Here is a 21,434-nt window from a genome sequence, read left to right on the forward strand (position 1 = left end):
AGTCGCCTCCTTCTATAAATCTAAGCGATAGCATTTTACTAAAACATCATGATTTTGGAATTCTTTCGTTCGATCCCGTTTAAAGCCAAACCATTCATATAGTTTAATGGCTTTATGCATCTTATCAGTAGAATGTAGATATAAACTGGACGCACCTTGCGATTTTGCATAATTTACACTAGCTTTTAATAATTCCTGTGCGATCCCGCGTCCCCTTGATTCGGGATGAACGGCCAACAACCGAATGATTGGTGAAAAAATTCCAAGTTCAGGCTTCTCATATGCTTTTTCAGATGACTGAAAAAGCTGCAATGTACCAAGGATATCCTGATTGCACTTTGCAACCAACACCTTATCAACATGTGGATTATCCACCGAGGATTCAATATTTTTTAAATAGCCTTCCCAAGCTTCCGGGTTCGAATATTCATGTTCATATTGTTGATAACTTTCTACCAATAAGCGGCGCACTGTCTCTTTATCTTCTTCAATCAATTCATCGACCACGATTGTATTAATCATACGTCCTCCTTTTGCCACTTCCTTTAATTGGCCCTTTCTTCTAAAAACGATACGGAAAAATCTCTTGATATCCGGTTTAAAAATTGTCGTGTTCGCTCTTCCTTCGGCGCATTGAAAATCTCCAATGGTGAACCTTCTTCTACAATGACCCCGCCATCCATGAAAAGAACACGATCCGAGACCTCTTTAGCAAAACTCATTTCATGGGTTACAATCACCATCGTGATACCTTCCTGGGCAATTGCTTTTATGACAGAAAGCACCTCCCCAACCAACTCAGGGTCGAGTGCCGACGTTGGCTCGTCAAATAGAATGACCTCAGGATTTAAAGCAAGTGCCCTAGCAATTCCAACACGTTGCTGTTGACCTCCTGACAATTGCGAGGGGAAATAGTTATGCTTATCTCCCAAACCTACTTTTTCCAATAACAGCTCGCTTTCCCGTTTCGCTTCAGCTTTCTTATATTTTTTTGTAACAATTAACCCTTCCATTACATTCTCCAAAACAGTTTTATGAGCAAATAAATTATAATGCTGAAAAACCATTGCCGATTGTCTTCTAAGGGATAAGATTTCCCTTTTGGTCGCCTTCTTAGACTTCACCTGTATATCTCCCACTTGAACAATTCCCTCATCAGGTTTCTCCAGAAAGTTCAAGCACCTAAGCAGGGTCGTTTTTCCTGATCCACTTGGTCCAAGTATGGTAACTACTTCTCCCTTGCCTATTTTCAAATTAATTCCTTTTAAAACAGGCTGCTGGTTAAATGATTTTTGAATATCTTTTAAATAAATCATTGTACTCCTCCTCGATTATAGGCAGTGGCCTTTTTCTCAATTAAAAACGAAAGCCCCTCTGCAATGATTGTGAGGCCCCAATAAATTAAACCAGCAGCGATAAAGGACTCCAAAAATTTCAAATTGGTGGATGCAACTATATTGGCTGCTCCTGTCATTTCTTTTTGCGATACAATGAAAGCAATGGATGACGTATGCAAGAATCCAATGAAAATATTCGTGAAATTCGGGATGGACTGAGCAATGGCCTGTGGCAAAACAATTCGCGTCATGGCTTGAAACGAATTCATCCCCACGGAATAGGCTGCCTCCATTTGGCCATTGGAGACACTGATAATTCCCGATCTGAATATTTCTGATAAATAGGCACCCGCACTCAACGATAAGGCGGTTAAGACAAATAAAATGATCGGAATGGAATTAGATTGAATACCCAAATCAAATTTTGTTGAAATTTGATCGATTAATAATGGAAAACCGAAATAAATGAGCATTATGTGCATAATAATTGGTGTTCCTCTAAAGAAGGAAACATATCCATTTGCAACTCTACATAGAAATTTCACTTTATATATCCTAATCAAGGCAACAGCGAGACCGATAATAAAACCTGCAAGAAGAGGAAGAATCGTTAAGATAAGTGTGATCGGAAGTGCTTTAATAATCTCCTTAAAAGCAGTCCAAATGAATAGAATATCAATCGTCAAGTCCTTCTCTCCTCCCTTTGTTATCCAGTAACAGACACATCAACAGTTTGATGCCGATTAATGCGGTTTTCATAAAGTCTGAATATTTTCTCAAACACTAGCACGACTGCATAATAGATAACAGCTAATGAGAGATAGACTTCGAGAGCATGTGCAGTTGCAGCAATTAATGTCTCTCCCCTGCCCATCATATCCATTACGCCGATGGTAAAGGCAAGTGAGGTATCCTTCAAGGATCCGATAATAGAGTTTGCGATATTCGGAAAAGCAATCCGTATTGCCTGAGGAAGTACAATTCGAAAAAAACTTTGACTATTATTCATACCAACAGAATAGGCTGCTTCCGTTTGTCCATAATCGACAGCCTTAATCGCTCCTCGGAATATTTCTGCGAAATGCGCCCCATTGCTTAATGCATAAGTAATAATGACAAAATACAGAGCATCCATTCTTGAAATATCAATATTAATGAATAAAAGGATTGCAGGCAGTCCATAAAAAACTAGAAATAATTGTATTAAAATAGGAGTTCCCCGAATGAATGAAATATACAAAATGACTAATTGATTCAAAACAGGGATACGAAATAATCTCAGGATGGCTGCCGCTATCCCGATGACCATTCCTAATAAAACGGATGCTGCCAGAATTTGCAATGTTACTCCAAGATAATAAATTAATGTCGGAATGAAATCGACGATTAATGAAGGATCAAATGCTTTCCCCATGCTTTAGCACCTCCGCGCTTACTACTATCTAATTAAAACCCTACTGAATAGTCTGCGCCCAGCCACTTTTTACTTAGTTCGCTAACTACCCCATCTTCTTTCAGCTCCACAAGTACTTCATCAATTCTCTTCTGTAAAGGAGTTTCATCTTTTCTTAGCAAAAAGTATACTTTTGAATTAAGAAGTGGCTCACCCACAACCTTTTGCTGTGCATCTGCTTGTTTATTTAAGAAGTCGACTGCAAATGGTGTAGTAATGGTAGCATCCGCCCGACCAGTTTTGATTTGATTCTTCGTATCATCTACGCCTTGGCCAGAATAGACAATTTCAATACCGGCATTATTTTCTTTATTATACTTTTCAAGAAAAACAGCAGAATTGCTCGTTGCACTCACTATCGCTTTTTTTCCTTTTAGATCTTTAATGGAATGAATATCCTTGTTGTCCTGATGAACTGTAACTTGAAGCGGAAAGACATTATATGGTTCTTTATTAAATAGAAATTTTTCTTTTCGTTCATCATTCACCTCCATTTGGTGAGCAACAAAATCTATTTTGTTCGTTTCTAAACTTAATAATAGATTAGAAAATTCCATCGTTTTAAATTCAAATTCATATTCAGGCAGCTTTTCATCGATTTGACGAACCAACTCGACATCATATCCTGTCAGCTTACCATTCTTATCCAAAAAGCAAATATTAGGGAATTGCGTCCCTGTTCCGACAATGATTTTCTGAACTTTTTTATCTTTTGATTCTCCAGAACTTGATTTTGCTGTACTCGTTGTTTCTTTCGAAGAACAAGCTCCCAAAAAAGTAAGTAGCAGTGCCATAACAATTAATAAGGTTTTTTTCATCTCAAATTCCCCCGACGTTTTTAATTACTCACAATTGGTTCTTTATTTTCAATAATGCGAAACAACGTTTCATCTAGAATTTTACGAAGATACACAATTTTTTCTCCATCGTGATCTCGTTCAGCAAAAATCTCATAGCCTCTTCTTTCATAAATGGAAGCAAGCCAAGGATGACGATCAGCTGTCGCCAAATAGACTGCCGGCGCTTTCACCTGTTTCCGAAGTGCATTTTCTTCCACCCAGGTTAACAACGTCGAGCCAAAACCTTTTTGTTTGTATAGGGGGTCGACTGCAAACCACCAAATGAATGGGTACGGACTGAAATGATCGGGATCATTCCATGGATGACGAACTGTCACAGTGGAAACAATTTGGCCGTCCTGTTCTAAAACATAAGTGAGATTCCGACTAATATTATTTGTCACTAGCTGCAAATCAGCTGTTGCAGCCAGAAAGTTAATATTCAATTCTCTAATTGGTTCATAAGCCCGAAGTGTAACGTTTAGCACTTCGGGCGCATCCTTTACAGTGGCAAGACGGATTAGCTGTGTCATGATTAACTCCCCGTTTCCATAACATATTATTTACACAAGAATAGCCGGATTTAAATCAACAATTTTTCCTTTTACGCTCTATTTCATTATTTAATATCCATTTAATAATAAGTCAACTTCTTAAATCAGCTAAATTTTGTTATTGTAAGCGTTCGAGTGCTTTTTCAAGAGAGGGTATGCCAATATCCGTAACACTCTCATATACGTTACCTCGCCCAATTTCAATAATAGGAACATACCGAACACCATATTTGATTTCTAAAATATCTCGCCGTTCATCATGATCGGTAACATCCACTGTTTGATAAGCAATGTCCTTTTCTTTTAAATATTGTTTAACCTCTTCACAATAGTGACATCCTTGTTTTGACCAAACGACAACATTTAACGCTTCTCCCATTTCGTATTCCTCCTTCATTTTTTAAATGATACTTCTATTATTGGTTAATCTTTACTTTCGCATGACGATTTTCCGGGAATGGAAGCCCCAAGTTGCCTCTTAATGTTTCTGCTTCATATTCAGTACGATATATTCCCCTTTTTTGCAGGATAGGAATCACATAAGATACAAAGTCACTTAAAGCATTGGGAACACTTGAAGTAAAGATAAATCCGTCCGCCCCCTTCTCTTCGAACCATTGCTGAATCAAATCCGCCACTTTCTCTGGCGTTCCAATAAAAGAAGTCCGGGGTGTAGTCTCTTTAAGTGCTACTTGACGGAGCGTTAACTGTTTCTCCTTGGCTGCCTGTTTAATTCGATCAGTTGTACTTCGGAAACTGTTTTTTCCGATGTCTCCGAGATCAGGGAAAGGTGCATCCAGTTCATATTGGGAAAAATCATGATGATCGAAGTATCGTCCCAAATAGTCAAGCGCCTTATCTATAGAAACTAAGTTAGCGAGTTCTTGATATTTGTGCTCTGCCTCTTCCTCAGTTGCACCAATGATTGGAGCGATACCTGGCAGAATAAGAATCTCATCTGGATTTCTCCCGAATCCAGTAGCCCTGTTTTTTACATCTTGATAAAAAATCTTAGCATCTTCCAAAGTGGGTTGACCTGTAAAGATTGCATCCGCTTCTTTAGCCGCAAGATTTTTCCCGGCTTCTGATGAACCAGCTTGAAAAACAACAGGTCGCCCCTGTTTAGATCTGGCAATATTGAGTGGTCCTTGCACGGAGAAATATTCTCCTTTATGTTTTAATTGATGCATTTTAGAAGGGTCAAAAAACTCACCGGACTCTTTATCCCGAGTAAACGCGTCATCCTCCCATGAATCCCAAAGTCCTTTGGTGACCTGTATATATTCTGATGCTATTCGATAGCGTTTGGCATGATCCGGGTGTTCTTCTATCGTTTTGTTATAATTCAAGGCAGTACTCTCAAGAGGTGTAGTAACAAGGTTCCATCCGCCACGACCTTGACTAATGTGATCAAGTGAAGCAAATTGTCGGGCTACAGTAAATGGCTCACTGTATGAGGTGGAAACAGTTCCGACAAGCCCTATTCTTGATGTGAAAGCAGCGAGTGCGGATAAAATGGTCAGTGGTTCAAATCGATTTAAAAAATGCGGAATTGATTTCTCATTGATAAACAATCCATCAGCAATGAAAAGTAAATCGAACTTTCCCTCCTCAGCCTTCTGGGCCTGCTCCTTATAAAATTCAAGACTAACACTGGCATCGGCTTGAATGTCAGGATGTCTCCAACCAGATATACTCCCACCAACTCCATGAACAAGCGCTCCAAATTTCAACTTTCTCTGCTCAGACATCCATACTCCTCCTTTAATTTATATCGGTTTTTAGCTTTGCTTACATCTACCAGGACTTTTTAATTTTGGCTCGTAAAGTGTTTCTCTTCAGATAAAGCTAATTGAAGAGGACTCAACAATTGAAAAGATCGGAACCTTTCTGCTTCTTTTAAAATCGGCGAATGTAGGATGAACTCATCTACCCCATATTTTTCATGTAAATTTGTTAATACTTCTTTTACATATGAGGGAGTTCCAGCAATAATATTGGAGTCCTGTTCTTCTATTTCGTAAGACTCGCCAGTCTGATTCCCAAATAACTCTGCTTGCTCTAGTGTTTGGACCGTAACAGAACGGCCGCTTTGGAGATGGACTTTCACAATCTTCTGATCACCTGTTAACTGTTCTGCTTCTTGTTGTGTAGGAGCAGCAATCACTGAAACTGATACCTTAAAGCTTCCAGTTGGATAGATACTTTGGTAAATGCGTGAAGCATCTTCGAGTACAGTCTCATTACTATTGATAAATCGAGCAAATACATAATCTATCCCAAGTTCTGCTGCTAGCCTGGCGCTGTCAGCACTTGCACCAAGCAGAAACATCTCCGGCTTTTCAGAAGGGAGTGGTGTCGCTTGAATACCTGCAAGCGGATGAGTGTCGTTAACAGAATTTTCGATTATTTTTTTCAAAAAAGATAGCCGCTCTTCGAAGTCTTTACCATCATTCACAGTACCAAATTGCAGAGCCTTCGTTGATAAGGGGAGACCACCTGGTGCTTTTCCGATGCCAAGGTCTACTCTGCCTGGCGAAAGATTTGATAATACGTGAAAGTTTTCCGCCACTTTATATGGACTATAATGCTGAAGCATAACACCTCCGGACCCTACCCGAATCGATTTTGTTTGGGCTAATAAATAAGATATCAATACTTCCGGGGAGGATCCCGCTAGCTTTTCGGCATGATGATGTTCTGATACCCAGAAACGGGTATACCCCCACTCTTCTGCATGTCTAGCCAGATGAATGGTTTGCTGGAGTGCATCAAATGCTGAAGCTCCTGGAAATATCGGGCTCTGGTCTAAAATGCCAAGCTTATAACTCATATTCTCTCCTCCACTTTAATTCAAAGTTTACCTATGTGATTAATTTATTTTGACTAATCCTATCACCTAAAACATGCAAATGGCAATGGTTTAACTAATAAAAAAAAATATTGCATTGATAGAAAATATCTATCAATTCGATTGTATCTGTAATTGATGCAAGTCTTTTTCAAATTTCCGAATTGAGAAAAGAATATCATTCCATAGTAAGGGAGCTTCCATCCCGTGATTTAAGTGCGTTAGATAGATGTGCTGCTTTATCTTGATTAAATGAGACACATCCACTTCAACCAAAGTTCCCTGTTCTAATTCATTTTTAATACATAAATACGGTAAAAATCCGATACAGCTTCTGCTAAGAATAAGCGATTTCGCCACTTCCAAGTGATCAACCTGAAATTCAATACGAGGCTCTACATTAGACACTTCAAAAATTTTATGAACGTGGTTCCAGTCAAACGCACCGCACTCAAAAAAGACTAACGGCTCCATTGCCAATACTTGCACTGTTAGCTCAGTTTCAAGTTGAAATGGATGTCCTGGATACACGACTAAACGAATCGAATTATCAAGGGTCTTATAATTTTGCAGACCACTATGTGAAACATCCTTCATAAATGCTATATCAACCTTTTTCTGAAGCAATTTATCCATTAATGCATCATTTGTTGCTGAAATAAATTTAAAGCGTAAATTAGGATTCTTCCTTTTCCATAAAGGAAGAGCAAATGGAATAAAGTATTGCGATGTAATTATATTAGCCCCTATCGTTATTTCCTCCAGATCGCTTCCTGTTTTCAACTGTTTTTTCCCCTGTTGAAAAGTCCGAATAATTTGTTCCGCAAATGGAATGAAGGCCTTCCCTTTTTCGGTTAAAATCATCCCTCTCCCTTGTCTCTCAAATAGTACTGAATCGAGTTCACTCTCAAGCGTCTTAATTCTTGCCGAGACCGTTGGCTGTGATAAAAACATTGCCTCTGCAGCTTTATGAAAACTATTGAGGTGAACAACATACATAAAAGCTTCAATATGATCAATATTCATCTTCCCAACTCCTTTTGCAAAAATGAACACAAAAAGCTCCTGTTCGCTTATCGCGTTCAGGAGCTTTTGGTTGTCCAATCAGCTCATCCTCTTATAATAATTCTTTCTCCGATTTTAATCTTATAAAACCAATAAGTAAAGTGTAATTTAATTAAGTAAACAATCATATATTCATTGTGACACCATACAACATCGTATTGAAGAAACTTCATCCTATTTATGCAAATGAAATTTCAATGAAAATTAATGGTCAAAAGTTAGGCATGTTAAATCTTTTCCAAGAGGTACATCCTGTCTACGTTGTATATTTTTTCTCCTTATAAAAAAGATAAGAAGGGTCATCCTAATGTAGTAATTCCTATAATGACATAAGGAGAGATACTACATGCCTCAACAACAAATTGATGTCAATCAATTAAATCAAGCAAAAGCAAACGTTACCCTTACGCAAACCTTACTTTCACAAGCAATTGAAAAATCTTCCTCTGATCCAACTTTAGCACAAGAAGCCATTAAACAAGCTGCTCAAGAGATCGCACAAGCCCAATCTTCCGTAAACCAGGTATACAATGCCGTACAAGCTCCGCAAGCAGAATGATTTTGGGGATTCCCTCGATTAATTGATGCATACCAAGAATAAAAGAGGCCTATATCCTAATTGAGGAATAGGCCTTTTAATAACGAATGTTTTTGGTCCATCCAAGCTTTTTCAACCCCACTTATTTAATGGGGGGATGCTTTGAGGGAATTTAAACGTATTGTACGGATCATAAGTCGTTTTCACTTCTCGAAGCCGTTTGAAATTTCCACCATAATAAGCAATTGGCCAATCTTTAATGAGAGTATCCGGCCAATTTACGTAATCCCCGGTAGTAAAAGGTGACAAAGCGTGCTTCAGGTCCTTGATCCACCGAATGTTTAGCCGTTCTTCTTCTGGATTTTTCCATGTAGCCTGATACTCCTGGGCGATGATGGCATCGCGATAATAAAAAGCTGTCTCCTTTGGGTCTTTAAGGCCTGCCACTCCTCCCAGAGATTGGTGCCAAATGGCTGCATTTTCATTTGGAGCATTTCCTAAAAAATGTTTCATGGTCATGATTGCTTGCTGTGGAAAAGCCTTTTCAATGAAAGATCCTGACCTCTTTCGATGAGCCGGTTGATTTCCACTCGGATAATCAAAGAATCTTACGGCTTCAATGTATGGGACTTCCTTAATCATGACATTTATTGGTGAACCAGTTTTTGTCAAAGGCTTTAAAAGCTGCTTCAATCTATGTGAAGTTCCAACAAATTCACCTTTAGCAATAATTTCGTTTGCTTCCTTTGCCTTGAATTCTATTTCTGAAGTTAAGCATTCATCAGCTTGAGGGGCCCAGTCCTGCCAGGCATTAAACACCGATTCGAAGTCTTTCCACCCCCATGTGACGGAGAATACAGAAACCCTTGATACTGGATGTACCCTGAAAGTAAGGGAAGTGACAATGCCAAAGTTCCCACCTCCGCCCCCGCAGCATGCCCAAAATAAATCATGATTATTTTTTCTATTCGCTTTAATGAGTTTGGCGCCCCTCTTTCCACACGCCCTTACCATTTCTATTTCAAGGAGATTGTCACAAGTCAGTCCAAATCGCCTCGTTAACATACCGATTCCACCGCCGAGCGTAAGCCCGACAAGACCAACACTGCTCTCGGTCCCAGCCGGAATCGTCGTGCCATACTCCCATAACATATTATATACTTGCCCTAAATCAGCTCCGGCTTCAATTTTTGCGATCATTTTTTCACGATTGACCTTGATCTTGTACATTTCACTGATATCAATGATTAGACCGCCATTTACTAATGAAAAATTTTCATAACTATGCCTGCCGCTCCTCACCCGAAAAGGTGTATGATTCTCCCGGGCCCACTTTAATGCATTCAGCACATCTTTGGAATTTTGACAAAACACAATGACCTTTGGGAATTTAGGAAAGCTCAAATTATTATTTATCCTGGCTTCATCGTACTCAGCATCATTTGGTGTTACGATTCGCCCGGTAAGCTTTGTTCGTTCCAAAAAATAACCCCCTTCTCGGGTAAAGATGTTACATACTATGAAAAAATCCGGCATGAAGACACTTTCTATAACCTCAAATCAGCTATACTCGTGACTTCCGCCACTTTACTCGTGACTTCCACCGCTTTACTCGTGATTTCCGCCGCTTACTCGTGACTTCCACCGCTTTACTCGTGACTTCCGCCGCTTTACTCGTGATTTCCCATTTCAATGATTAATAAAAGCAAAAAAACCCCTCTTGATTTGAAGAGGGGTTTTTTAATATCCATTTATGTTTCTTACATTTCGTCATCTTTCAATGGTGTTCGCTTATCCATTTTCAGGATGTAATAACTTGCTACGACTAATGCTAGGAAAACGATCCCGACAACCAAGGAAATCCGGGTACTAGGATTGATCCACATACCGACCAGCACCATTAGTAAGAAGGCAATTGTCGCATAGTTACTGAAAGGGGCCAACGGCATCTTGAACGGATGTTTCTCCATTTCAGCTGCATTTACCTTTCTGAACTTCAGCTCACTGATAAGTAAAACAAACCATGGAATCATCCCAGGTAAAACACTCGCACTATATACATAAAGGAATAGTTGCGGCGGTGCAAGGTAGTTCAGGACAACACCAATGCCCAGGCCTAAAAGTACAGCGATCGTACAATAGGCCGGCACTCCATTTTTAGATACTTTTGCAAATATTTTCGGAGCTTGGCCGTTCAATGCTAATGTGTAAAGCATACGACCTGCACTGAAAATCCCACTGTTACATCCAGACATGGCTGCTGTGATAACGACAAAGTTAATGATTCCTGCCGCTGCTGTGATACCTATTTTAGCAAAGGTTGAAACGAATGGACTTCCTAAGTCATCCAGCTGATCCCAAGGGAAGACTGTCACGATAACGAATATGGCGCCAATATAAAAGATTAAAATGCGCCATATGATTGATTGGATCGCTTTTGTTACGGTCTTCGTTGGATCTTTCGCTTCTCCGGCAGTGATGCCGATAAGCTCAACTCCTTGATAGGAAGCCACGACAAGGGAAAGCGCGAAGAAGAATCCTGTCCAGCCCCCCGTAAAGAAGCCGCCGTTTGCCCAAAGATTCGATAATCCAATTGCGTCTCCACCATTCCCTATTCCAAAGAAGATAAGGCCAAGGCCGGCAATGATCATCAATACAATCGTTATTATTTTTATGAGCGCAAACCAAAATTCAAATTCCCCGAAGGATTTAACGGAAATGAGGTTGGCCGCCCCCAAGATGATCATGGCGACCACACCTGGTACCCAAGCAGGTAACTCCGGGAACCAATATTGCATATACAGCCCAACCGCGATGATTTCGGACATTCCGACGATTACCCATTGAAACCAATTGCTCCAAGCAGTCATATAACCTGCCAAAGGATGTATATAGCTGCTCGCAAAGGTTGCAAAAGAACCTGTAGTCGGTTCTAAATATAGCATCTCACCCATAGAACGCATGATGAAAAAAATAAAAATACCTGCGATGGCATAAGCAAGCATTACAGAGGGCCCGGTCCATTTGATCGTGCTCGCCGATCCCATGAATAACCCGACTCCGATGGTTCCGCCCAAAGCTATCATTTGAATATGACGTGCTTCCAGCCCTCGCTTTAATTCCTTGTTTGACATGATTAACTCCCCCAGATGCAATATAAGCGGCATGCTTTTTCTATCCTTGCCAACCACTGTAATCTCTATTAATTATTGCGGTTAGACATTTTCTATCGAAACAATATCAATAATACTTTTATTTTATTTTCTTATCTTATAATAGTAAATATTCTGTAAAAATACAAATGTATTTTTCAAATAAACAGTTACCAAATATATCTTGGCGATTTTCCCAATCTAAAAATATCATTTTAAAAAAGTGATTATCAGTATTTTATAATAGTGATGATTCAAAAAGAGTGGAAAAAAATCATTTTTACTTGGAGTCCCTCCAAGTGACCGTTAAAAAATAAAAAAACTTAAACGCCTGTTAACTACCAAAATAATTTGTTGACCTATGGAAGAATAGATGATAGAATTCCAATATTATTTTATAAGTATAATGAATGTTTGAGCGTGAAAGAGCCTTTCATATCTTTCACAGACAGACATTTTCACAACCGCATACAAGCAAGCGATGAATGCTATGGATAACACTATAGCAGGAGCAGCTTCTGGAGAGACTGTACAAGATGCAGCGCCGAAGGATTCACAATCTCAGGCAAAAGGACAGAAGAGTAACGAATGATAAATTGTTATTCTGAACCCTTTAAGAGATTGGTACTATCCAATCTCTTTTTTTTATTGTCCACTTTGTGTTTGGACGTAAATAACACACTCGTGAAAAACCATTGGGAAAGTAAGCTGGGCAAACAATTACGTCCCTCTCTCCAAGACCGTGCAGGTTTGAAATCATTCACTACTAAGACTATAAAGATGGGGGCGTACGAATTGGCTAAACAAGAATTAAAAAGAGATTTAAAGAATCGTCATGTACAACTGATTGCAATAGGAGGGACCATAGGTACCGGTTTATTTTTAGGATCAGGAAAAGCCATACAATTGGCGGGTCCATCCATCATTTTTACCTATCTAATCATAGGGATTGCCCTGTTTTTTGTCATGAGGGCCTTAGGGGAATTGCTTTTATCCAACGCAGGGTATACGTCATTCACTGAATTCACAACCGAATATATCGGTCCATGGGCCGGGTTCGTCACCGGATGGACCTATTGGTTCTGTTGGATCATGACCGCAATGGCCGATATCATCGCTGTAGGTGTCTATATCCAATACTGGTTCGATATCCCTCAATGGGTCCCGGCTCTAATATGCCTTGTCGTTCTGTTAGGATTGAACCTATTGACCGTTAAGTTATTTGGTGAATTGGAATTCTGGTTTGCCATCATTAAAGTAATCACGATCATCGCCTTGATCATTGTAGGAATCATCTTATTGATCATCGGCTTCAAAACAAATACAGGAACAGTTTCCGTAACGAACTTATGGAGTCATGGGGGCATGTTCCCTAATGGCATTTCCGGATTCCTGTTATCTTTACAGTTGGTCGTCTTCTCCTTTGTAGGGGTCGAATTGGTCGGCGTTTCCGCAGCAGAGACGGCGAACCCGAGAAAAAACATTCCGTCGGCCATCAATAAAATCCCCGTCCGGATTTTACTTTTTTATGTAGGTGCCCTATTCGTCATTCTCTGCGTAAACCCTTGGACACAACTGGATGCCGCGAGCAGCCCATTTGTTGAAGTCTTTGCATTAATCGGCATTCCTGTCGCGGCAGGGGTCATTAATTTCGTTGTTTTGACATCTGCTGCTTCTGCATGCAACAGCGGTTTGTTTTCAACAAGCCGAATACTTTATACATTAAGCAAGAATGACGAAGCCCCTGCCAAGCTTGCAAAATTAAATAAGCAGGCTGTTCCAAGCAATGCCCTACTGACATCAACGATCGTTGTCTCGCTAGGGGCATTGTTAAGCAAATTGATACCGGAACAGGCATTTACCGTTGTGACGACCATCAGTGCCATCTGTTTCATTTGGGTATGGAGCATCATTTTGATTTCCCATATCAAATATTCGAAAACACGACCGGACTTAAGAGCCGAATCAACTTTCAAAGCACCTTTTACACCCTTTATCAATTACGTCATTTTAGGATTATTCCTATTCATCCTAATCGTTATGCTATTCGCTGAAGCTACAAGACTATCACTAATCCTGACACCTATCTGGTTCCTACTCTTGGTGATACTATATAACTATCAGAAAAAAAGATAGATACAGAAGTAAAGCCTTGAACTCAATATGATTCAAGGCTTTATCATTATCATCATAAGACCGCTTCAATATGAGTAGTCCGCACTGTTGTTAAAATATATCAAGCAACCACATTAAAATTTATATCAAAATAGTGTAAGCTAATATATATCATCGGTCCCTTCCTTTCGAAAAGAAGGTGCATCCTGATTGGTCAACCCATCCATCAGTGACAATGGTGAAAAACCCCATTGGTGGACGTTTCACTTTATTTAATAACGGAGGGGTTTGTTTAATGAAGATTATATATATCCTTACTCTAGTTCCTTTTATAGGCATACTGGGATTCCTGCCTTTTGTTAATAGAATAGAACCATATGTATTGGGTATGCCTTTCAACATGTTCTGGATGGCTATGTGGGTGGTCCTTACCTCTGCCATTTTGGGCATCATGTATAAGTTGGACCCGAGGAATAGAGAAGGTGACCAGGAATGAATATTGCTCTCTTAATCATTTTAGCATTTTTACTTCTAGCGATTTCTTTAGGCATTCGCTCTTCAAAAGGAAAAGATATGGACTTGGAACAATGGACGGTTGGCGGACGCGGTTTTGGAGCGATATTCGTCTTTCTGCTCATGGCTGGGGAGATTTATACGACCTTCTCTTTTCTTGGCGGCAGCGGCTGGGCATATGGCAAGGGTGCACCCGCTTTATATGTTCTAATTTACATTACCTTGTCTTATGTATTATCTTATTGGCTCCTTCCGGAAATATGGAAATATGCCAAAGAAAATAAACTGATGTCACAATCCGATTTCTTTGTTAGCAAATATAAGAGTCCAAGTTTAGGAATTTTAGCTGCGCTTGTCGGTGTGGTGTCGATGATTCCAGTGATTGTCGTGCAGTTGAAAGGATTGGGGATCATTGTCTCGGAAGCATCCTATGGTGCCATCTCCATGTCTGCGGCAGTTTGGATGGGGGCAATCAGCCTTACCATTTATGTGATGATATCCGGTATACACGGCTCAGTTTGGACAGCCGTCATTAAAGATATCATGATGATCGCCATTATAGGCTTCTTAGGGATTTACCTTCCCATTCATTACTTTGGTGGATATCAGCCGATGTTTGAGGCGGTTAATGCAGCCAAGCCCGGTTTTCTAAAGTTCCCTGAGCAGGGACTTAGCGTATCATGGTTTATCTCCACGGTAATATTGCTCGTATTCGGTTTCTATATGTGGCCACAAGTTTTCAGCGCAGTTTATTCGGCGCGCAGCGGGAAGGTTTTTCGAAAGAATGCCATCATTAGCCCGTTATATACGCTCATGTTGTTATTTGTCTTTTTTGTCGGGTTCACAGCTATATTGAAAGTGCCTGGACTAATTGGTGCAGAAGCAGACCTTTCATTGTTACGTCTTTCGATCGAGACCTTCGATCCATGGTTTATAGGTATAATCGGCGGAGCAGGATTGCTGACCGCATTGGTACCTGGATCCATGCTATTAATGAGTGTCGCAACACTGCTCGCGAAAAACGTATATAAGGAATTTGCCCCTGCCGTATCCGATCGTCACGTTGTAAGGTTGGCAAAATTCCTTGTTCCTGTCATTGCCCTAATAGCCGTCTACTTCACCTTAAACGGGGGAGAAACGATGTCAGCATTAATTCTCATGGGATACAGTCTCATCACTCAGCTATTCCCGTCCCTACTCTTTAGTCTGAAGAAGAATAATCCCATCAATCAATATGGCGCAATCGCCGGCATCATCACCGGATTATTGATCGTAATCTGCATTACACTCAGTTCTTCAACTATAGGAACCTTGTTTCCATCCTTGCCACAAGCAGCGAAAGATTTGAATGTCGGAATCATCGCCTTGGCGGTCAATTTCTTGGTGATGATCACGGTAAGCCTCGCATTCAGGAAGCACACGGTTAAGCTTGAGCCTAAATCCGTTAACGATATCTGAAGCACTTCTTTGACGGTAGCTTTAGGATTAAAAAGCACAGTACAGTACATTATATACTCGAGAGGCTCAGTCAAAAGACTGAGCCTTTTTATACTATCAACTGTCCACTTCCTCCATATTCAAGAAATATAAACCCCTGAAAAATAAAACTCAAGGAATTCGTGTAAGCATATGTACAAATGAGTCGTTGCCATTTAATGAATTTTCAACATCGTCGTTTATCGTAGCCAAGAATAAAGGAATTTTTTTATCGTATAGAGATTATATTTAGATTTCTAATTGACTTGCGTGATTGGGACTGTAGAGCATTTGAACCCGAGCACAGTCTATTGGTTTATTTATAGGTATCTCTATGAAATATTTCAGCTGCCATAGCTGAGTTTTTTGTGCCTGACGGCTAACAGGCTTGTCCCAAGGTGGGTAAACGCGTATAGCCCGTTTACCGCCATTGCCTTTATTAGATACTATATTTTGATCACATAAGACACCTTTTGGAAATACAAATTGACCAAAGTTATTCCCTTTGCGAGTACTAATAACAAACAAATCAACTGGATTTGATATGTCATATGGTTGAATCGCTCCATTCCCAATCCGCTCCCACAAAGTCACAAATTGTCCAACCTTTGCAGGTGTGATTTTAGCCACACGAAACCTAATAAAAAGGCTATTCACCTTGAATATATAGGCTCCATATTCAGCGTTTTGTGCTTCTATTAGTGGTTGAGACAAATCAAACCTGCACGTGCTATAAACAAGTTCCTTTGTTGCAATAAGGTCACTATGAATTGTGTCAGAGGAAGCCCAGGAATTTTGACCACCGAGATCGGATTGCAATAAGATTTGATTTTTCTCATCCATCTGTACTAATCCTCCATTTCAAAAGCTTTCTAGTCATTTTGCTATATCAAGCCCTTCGATACACCTCACTCTCCATTTTAGAACATTCGTTCGTTATTTTCAAATATCAACAGCCATGATGAACGTAAAAAAACCCAGGCACCTTCATCCCGGGTCTTTAAACTTTATGCTGACTTTTCCCCTTGTAATGCCTGGGGGAGTTATTTACAAAGTCCCCTGAAATACAATAGGGAAGCTCAAGCGAAGGTAACGGCCCCGTGCTGTTCTTCCTCCGAGATCGATAACAATTCCTTCTTCACTAGGTCTGTATCACCTAATAATCACGAGGTACATTTGTTTGTAAATCAGATCACCTAAGCTTCTTTTGTATCCAATTCCTTCATGTCCCTGCCACATTCAATAATCCACTAAAATCTTCCTTCCAACATTCAATGCTTTAACGATTTCCTTATATTCGTACAACTGTTGTTCTAGTTTTTGTTTTCTATTTACGATCATCCTCGAAACTTCTTTCGGGCTAGGCCCGCCTTGAATGCTTCTGATCTCCACAAAGTATTCGGGAGAGATGATCTTTTTCCATTCGTCTTCAGTTAAATCCACTGCAACGAATTCATTTATAATCTTGTTAATGTCTTGTGTGTCCCAATCATACAGCTCTTTCCCTTCACATATCGACTGTTTTGCGATATGACTAGCTATGGAATGAGCTTTTCTAAATGATATCTCGTAATCTCTTGATAGGGTATCAGCTAATTCAGTAACCGTTATACTAGATTTTGCCGCCATTTTCTTAGTATGCTCTTCATTTACTTTCAAAGTGGATATGACAGCATACATGAGTTTCATGACACGGCCTGCATTCGAAAAAGCCCGATATAAATGCGGCTGTAGATCATCCTCCGTATCGACGATATCGCCAAATGGAGTATTGTGGATCATATTCATTGCAGCAAGTGCATCTCCGTAAGCACTGCTTGCAATCGAACGTGAATGTTCGATTGAAACCGGATTTCTTTTTTGCGGCATGATACTGCTTACTTGAACATAAGGATCAGCCACATAAAATGTACCAAACTCCCTTGTCACATGCTGCAAGAAATCTTGTATCCATCTTCCCGTATTGACCATGGACGTCATGATGGCACTTGCGGTTTCCAATAAATAATCCGCCCCTCCGATCGAGTCATAGGAATTTTCAATAACCGAATCAAACCCAAGCAGTTCAGCGGTTCGATTCCGGCTGATTGGAAAACCAGTTGTGGTTAAAGCAGCCGCGCCCAGAGGAGATTGGTTCACCGTTTCATAAGCTGCCCATAACCGACCAATATCTCTTTGAAGTACATCATAAATGGCTAGGAAGTAATGGCCTAATGTAGTCGGCTGAGCCGGCTGGGTATGGGTGTAGCCAGTAATATAGGTTTCCATATGCTTCTCTGCTTGCACCAAGAATGCCTCACTCAATTGATTTGCATGGCCAATTAATTGGAGAAGGTGACCTCTCAAAACAAGCCGGTACATAGCGACTCCCATATCGTTGCGACTGCGGCCGATATGGATTTTTCCCGCCAGTTCATGGCCAATTTCATCACCAATCTTTGCCTCCATCATGAAAAATAAGTCTTCGAATTGAGGTTGATAGGTCAGCAGGGTAAGATCTGTTTGAGCCACTTTTCGAATCCCATCCAGCATGATTTTCGCTTCTTCTTCTTTAATGATCTTTTGTTCTGAAAGCATGATGACATGTGCTCGGTGAATATCGAACATCACATGGAATAAGTAATCTCTTTGATCATTAAATACAGGCATTAAAAGCTCTTCTACATATGTTTTCCCTGGAAAAACACTACCTTCATTTTTGATAAATTCATCAAGCATACTCATTTTTGTACCCCCGGTTTATAAGGCTTTTTCTGCCTTGATTCCAAAAAACTTGTTCGAGATAAATAGAACGATGACAATCAGCGCGATTTGAATCATCCCATAGGCAGCAGCCTGCCCCATATTGAACATCCGAAGCTGATTCATAATTTCAATGGATATGGGTCTGTTAGAAATCGTATACAACAGGACTGAGGTTGGAAATTCCCCGACGGACTCGATAAATGCCAATAATGTCCCTGATAAAACGCCAGGCATAATAATCGGTAAAATGACCTTTCTGAAGGTATAAAACCACTTAGCCCCCAAGTTCCTGGCCGCTTCCTCAATTGAGTCATCCAACTGCTCCAGAACGGCGTTAGTCGAGCGGACAACGAGTGGAATATGTCTGATGAAATAGGCAAGAGGCAAAATCCAAAATGTTCCTACCAAAATCTGACCGAAAGAAAAAACGCTAGGTTCATTAAAGGCGAATATCAAGTTCATCCCAATAACCGTTGCAGGCAAGGCCCAAGGAATCATGACTAAAATATCAACAAAGCTTTTCCCGACGAATTTCCGTTTGACAAGTACATAAGACGCGATGACCCCAAACACCAGATTCGCCAGTGTGGCAATGATAGCCATTAGTAAACTATTTCGTAGCGGTTTGAATATATTTGGATCTTGGAACAAAAGCCGATAATTCTCAACATTAAATACTGATGGATATGTTTGAAATGTCCAAGTCCCATCCGGCACAAGTGAAAGCAATAGAATCGTAAAGTGCGGTAAAAGCAGAATTATCACGCCGATGATACCCGTTACGACCATCACCCACTTCATGAACGGATTTTCCACTTCACTCCTATGTGCCCCAATTCCTTTCGATGCCATACGGTAATCCTTCCTATTCTGATACCATCGCATGAATAATAGAAATGAAATTGAAACAATGGATAGAATGACGGATTGAGTTGCAGCAATTTCCATATCACCATTAATTTTCGAGAAATATATTTGCAAGCTCAACACTCTGTACCCGCCAGCCAATAAAAACGGGGCACTGAATGAAGCCATTGAAATCATGAAAACAAGCAAAGAGGCGGCAACGATGGCCGGTGTCAATAATGGAAACGTCACCTTCCAAAATACCTTGAATTTATTTGCCCCTAGGTTATACGCAGCTTCTTCTAAAGACGGATCGATTTTATTGATTGCAGCGGATACGGTCATATAAAAATATACATACATCGTATAGGCATGCACGATCAGGATTCCCGAAATCCCGCCGATTTTAAAAGGAACTTTATCGAGACCAAACAGATCTTTGATGGCATTTGGAATTAATCCCGATTCTCCATATAAAAACATAAAGGCCATGACCCCCACCAATGATGGAAGAACAATCGGCAAAATCGCTGCTGATGAAAAGAAGCTTCTGCCTGGAAAATCGTAACGGTTAAAAATAAATGCGAGCGGAATGCCAATCAAGGCACTGACCAATACACTCAAAATGGATATATAAACGGAATTCCATAGCGCCTCTAAGTTCGTTTTCGATTCCTGTACGAAGAAGTCCTGATAATTTCCGAGAGATATCGCCCCGTCTTTTTGCAGACTTTCGATAAAGGTCCTCAATGATGGGTAGAGAACATATGCTACGAGCACTAATACAACGGGTACAAGCAGCCAAATCGTCAACCTGGTATCACGATTTTTAATCATGGAGCACCACCGCTTATGACAGGGATGAGGCGAAGCTGTTTCTCAGGAAGTTGGACATACACTTCCTTCCCTTGATAAAAGTATCCAAATTCATGTGTATTAAATACGTCCACCCTTAGTGATACGCTTTGAACATCCACTATGACATTCACAACAGATCCAAAGAATTGGACAGAATTGATTTTCCCTCTAAAGACATTCATTCCCTCTTCGGCTACATCTAGAATTCTGATTGCTTCAGGACGAATCGAAATCGCAAGGTTATTATCAGTCTGTAAAATGGGACCTCCTTCTCCTGTTTTATTTTGAACATGGAACCTAACCGGTTGTTCAACGTTTTTGAGAGAAACCACTAGATTCTCTTTTTGAACGTTTTCCACTTGAACGGGTAATAGATTGATTTCACCTATAAAACTTGCCACAAAATCATTGGCCGGCTGATTATAAATTTCTTCCGGCGTCCCGACCTGGTGACATACACCATAATTGAACACAGCGATCCGATCACTCATCGATAATGCCTCAGCCTGATCATGTGTGACATAAATGGTGGTAATCTTATAATCACGCTGCAGCCTTAAGATCTCCACCCTCATTTCATCTCGAAGCTTGGCATCCAAATTACTTAATGGTTCATCCAACAGTAATATTTCCGGTTCAATAACAAGGGCCCTCGCAAGCGCCACACGCTGCTGCTGTCCTCCGCTTAACTGGCTCACTTGACGATCCGAGTAGCTCTCAAGCCTGACCTTTTGGAGAGCATCCAGTACTCTCCTCTTTAAGTCAGATGAAGAAACTTTTCTTACACGCAATCCAAACGCTACATTTTCAAAAACAGTCATGTGAGGAAAGAGGGCATAGTTTTGAAAAACCATGCCTGTATTTCTTTTCTCCGGAGGTACACGCGTCATATCTTTGCCGCTAAATCGGACGATACCTTTTGTTGGATAATAAAACCCGGCAATCATCCGAAGGGTTGTCGTTTTACCGCAGCCACTTGGGCCAAGAAAGGTAAAAAACTCCCCTTCTTTGATATCCAGATTCAAATGGTCGACAGCTATCGTTTTCCCGAAGGCTTTTTGGACATTCTCTATTTTTATTGACGCCATCCCA

Annotated in this window: 20 protein-coding genes and 1 riboswitch; of the genes, 4 read left to right on the plus strand and 16 right to left on the minus strand. The window is 40.3% G+C overall.

Going from position 1 to position 21,434, the window contains the following annotated elements:
- Positions 1-12: 12 nt before the first annotated feature.
- The 10 genes from LQ203_RS15850 to LQ203_RS15895 form a co-directional block, all read right to left on the minus strand.
- Positions 13-522: a GNAT family N-acetyltransferase gene (locus LQ203_RS15850; protein WP_230159339.1), complete on the minus strand. Its 510-nt coding sequence runs from the start codon at positions 520-522 to the stop codon at positions 13-15.
- Positions 523-545: 23 nt separating this feature from the next.
- Positions 546-1,316: an amino acid ABC transporter ATP-binding protein gene (locus LQ203_RS15855; protein ID WP_148358890.1), complete on the minus strand. Its 771-nt coding sequence runs from the start codon at positions 1,314-1,316 to the stop codon at positions 546-548.
- Positions 1,313-2,023: an amino acid ABC transporter permease gene (locus LQ203_RS15860; protein ID WP_230159340.1), complete on the minus strand. Its 711-nt coding sequence runs from the start codon at positions 2,021-2,023 to the stop codon at positions 1,313-1,315. Before LQ203_RS15860 ends, LQ203_RS15855 begins: the two co-directional genes overlap by 4 nt.
- A gap of 20 nt (positions 2,024-2,043) precedes the next feature.
- A complete protein-coding gene (locus LQ203_RS15865; protein WP_230159341.1) occupies positions 2,044-2,751 on the minus strand; it encodes an amino acid ABC transporter permease in 708 nt (235 codons plus the stop codon).
- Positions 2,752-2,783: 32 nt separating this feature from the next.
- Complete coding sequence (locus LQ203_RS15870) at positions 2,784-3,608, minus strand: amino acid ABC transporter substrate-binding protein (RefSeq protein WP_230159342.1); 825 nt, start codon at positions 3,606-3,608, stop codon at positions 2,784-2,786.
- 20 nt (positions 3,609-3,628) lie between these two features.
- The gene (locus tag LQ203_RS15875) at positions 3,629-4,162 is read right to left on the minus strand and encodes a GNAT family N-acetyltransferase (protein ID WP_230159343.1); all 534 of its coding nucleotides are present in this window, start codon (positions 4,160-4,162) and stop codon (positions 3,629-3,631) included.
- 139 nt (positions 4,163-4,301) lie between these two features.
- Positions 4,302-4,562, minus strand: a complete 261-nt coding sequence (locus LQ203_RS15880; protein WP_230159344.1) for a glutaredoxin — start codon at positions 4,560-4,562, stop codon at positions 4,302-4,304.
- 37 nt (positions 4,563-4,599) lie between these two features.
- The gene (locus LQ203_RS15885; protein WP_230159345.1) at positions 4,600-5,934 is read right to left on the minus strand and encodes an LLM class flavin-dependent oxidoreductase; all 1,335 of its coding nucleotides are present in this window, start codon (positions 5,932-5,934) and stop codon (positions 4,600-4,602) included.
- Between the two features lie 59 nt (positions 5,935-5,993).
- Positions 5,994-7,016: an LLM class flavin-dependent oxidoreductase gene (locus tag LQ203_RS15890; protein ID WP_230159346.1), complete on the minus strand. Its 1,023-nt coding sequence runs from the start codon at positions 7,014-7,016 to the stop codon at positions 5,994-5,996.
- Between the two features lie 132 nt (positions 7,017-7,148).
- Positions 7,149-8,060: a LysR family transcriptional regulator gene (locus tag LQ203_RS15895; RefSeq protein WP_230159347.1), complete on the minus strand. Its 912-nt coding sequence runs from the start codon at positions 8,058-8,060 to the stop codon at positions 7,149-7,151.
- A gap of 385 nt (positions 8,061-8,445) precedes the next feature.
- Between LQ203_RS15895 and LQ203_RS15900 the strand changes: the two genes are divergently transcribed.
- Positions 8,446-8,658 (plus strand): hypothetical protein, encoded by a 213-nt coding sequence (locus LQ203_RS15900; protein WP_230159348.1) that lies wholly within the window; start codon positions 8,446-8,448, stop codon positions 8,656-8,658.
- A gap of 111 nt (positions 8,659-8,769) precedes the next feature.
- On the opposite strand, the gene LQ203_RS15905 is transcribed toward LQ203_RS15900, so the two are convergent.
- Both LQ203_RS15905 and LQ203_RS15910 read right to left on the minus strand, forming a co-directional pair.
- Positions 8,770-10,119, minus strand: coding sequence for an FAD-binding oxidoreductase (locus LQ203_RS15905; RefSeq protein WP_230159349.1), 1,350 nt, complete (start codon positions 10,117-10,119; stop codon positions 8,770-8,772).
- A 278-nt stretch (positions 10,120-10,397) separates the two neighbouring features.
- Positions 10,398-11,771 (minus strand): amino acid permease, encoded by a 1,374-nt coding sequence (locus tag LQ203_RS15910; protein ID WP_230159350.1) that lies wholly within the window; start codon positions 11,769-11,771, stop codon positions 10,398-10,400.
- Between the two features lie 526 nt (positions 11,772-12,297).
- Positions 12,298-12,376, plus strand: a riboswitch (glycine riboswitch).
- Between the two features lie 208 nt (positions 12,377-12,584).
- On the opposite strand from LQ203_RS15910, the gene LQ203_RS15915 reads away from it, so the two are divergent.
- The 3 genes from LQ203_RS15915 to LQ203_RS15925 all read left to right on the plus strand — a co-directional run bounded on the left by LQ203_RS15915 (position 12,585) and on the right by LQ203_RS15925 (position 15,875).
- On the plus strand, positions 12,585-13,925 hold the full coding sequence (locus LQ203_RS15915; protein ID WP_230159351.1) for an amino acid permease: 1,341 nt from the start codon (positions 12,585-12,587) through the stop codon (positions 13,923-13,925).
- A gap of 274 nt (positions 13,926-14,199) precedes the next feature.
- Positions 14,200-14,400 carry a DUF3311 domain-containing protein gene (locus tag LQ203_RS15920; RefSeq protein ID WP_125161884.1) on the plus strand — a complete coding sequence of 67 codons (201 nt, stop codon included), beginning with the start codon at positions 14,200-14,202 and terminating at the stop codon, positions 14,398-14,400.
- Entirely contained in the window at positions 14,397-15,875 is a 1,479-nt protein-coding gene (locus LQ203_RS15925; protein WP_230159352.1) for a sodium:solute symporter, read from the plus strand. Before LQ203_RS15920 ends, LQ203_RS15925 begins: the two co-directional genes overlap by 4 nt.
- A gap of 267 nt (positions 15,876-16,142) precedes the next feature.
- On the opposite strand, the gene LQ203_RS15930 is transcribed toward LQ203_RS15925, so the two are convergent.
- The 4 genes from LQ203_RS15930 to LQ203_RS15945 all read right to left on the minus strand — a co-directional run bounded on the left by LQ203_RS15930 (position 16,143) and on the right by LQ203_RS15945 (position 21,430).
- Positions 16,143-16,736, minus strand: a complete 594-nt coding sequence (locus LQ203_RS15930; RefSeq protein WP_230159353.1) for a MepB family protein — start codon at positions 16,734-16,736, stop codon at positions 16,143-16,145.
- 396 nt (positions 16,737-17,132) lie between these two features.
- Positions 17,133-18,617: an argininosuccinate lyase gene (gene argH / locus LQ203_RS15935; RefSeq protein ID WP_230159354.1), complete on the minus strand. Its 1,485-nt coding sequence runs from the start codon at positions 18,615-18,617 to the stop codon at positions 17,133-17,135.
- Between the two features lie 15 nt (positions 18,618-18,632).
- A complete protein-coding gene (locus LQ203_RS15940) occupies positions 18,633-20,321 on the minus strand; it encodes an iron ABC transporter permease (protein ID WP_230159355.1) in 1,689 nt (562 codons plus the stop codon).
- Positions 20,318-21,430, minus strand: a complete 1,113-nt coding sequence (locus LQ203_RS15945; RefSeq protein WP_230159356.1) for an ABC transporter ATP-binding protein — start codon at positions 21,428-21,430, stop codon at positions 20,318-20,320. Before LQ203_RS15945 ends, LQ203_RS15940 begins: the two co-directional genes overlap by 4 nt.
- Between the last annotated feature and the right edge of the window lie 4 nt (positions 21,431-21,434).

Source organism: Peribacillus sp. Bi96 (genome assembly GCF_918698115.1).
Classification (GTDB): domain Bacteria; phylum Bacillota; class Bacilli; order Bacillales; family DSM-1321; genus Peribacillus.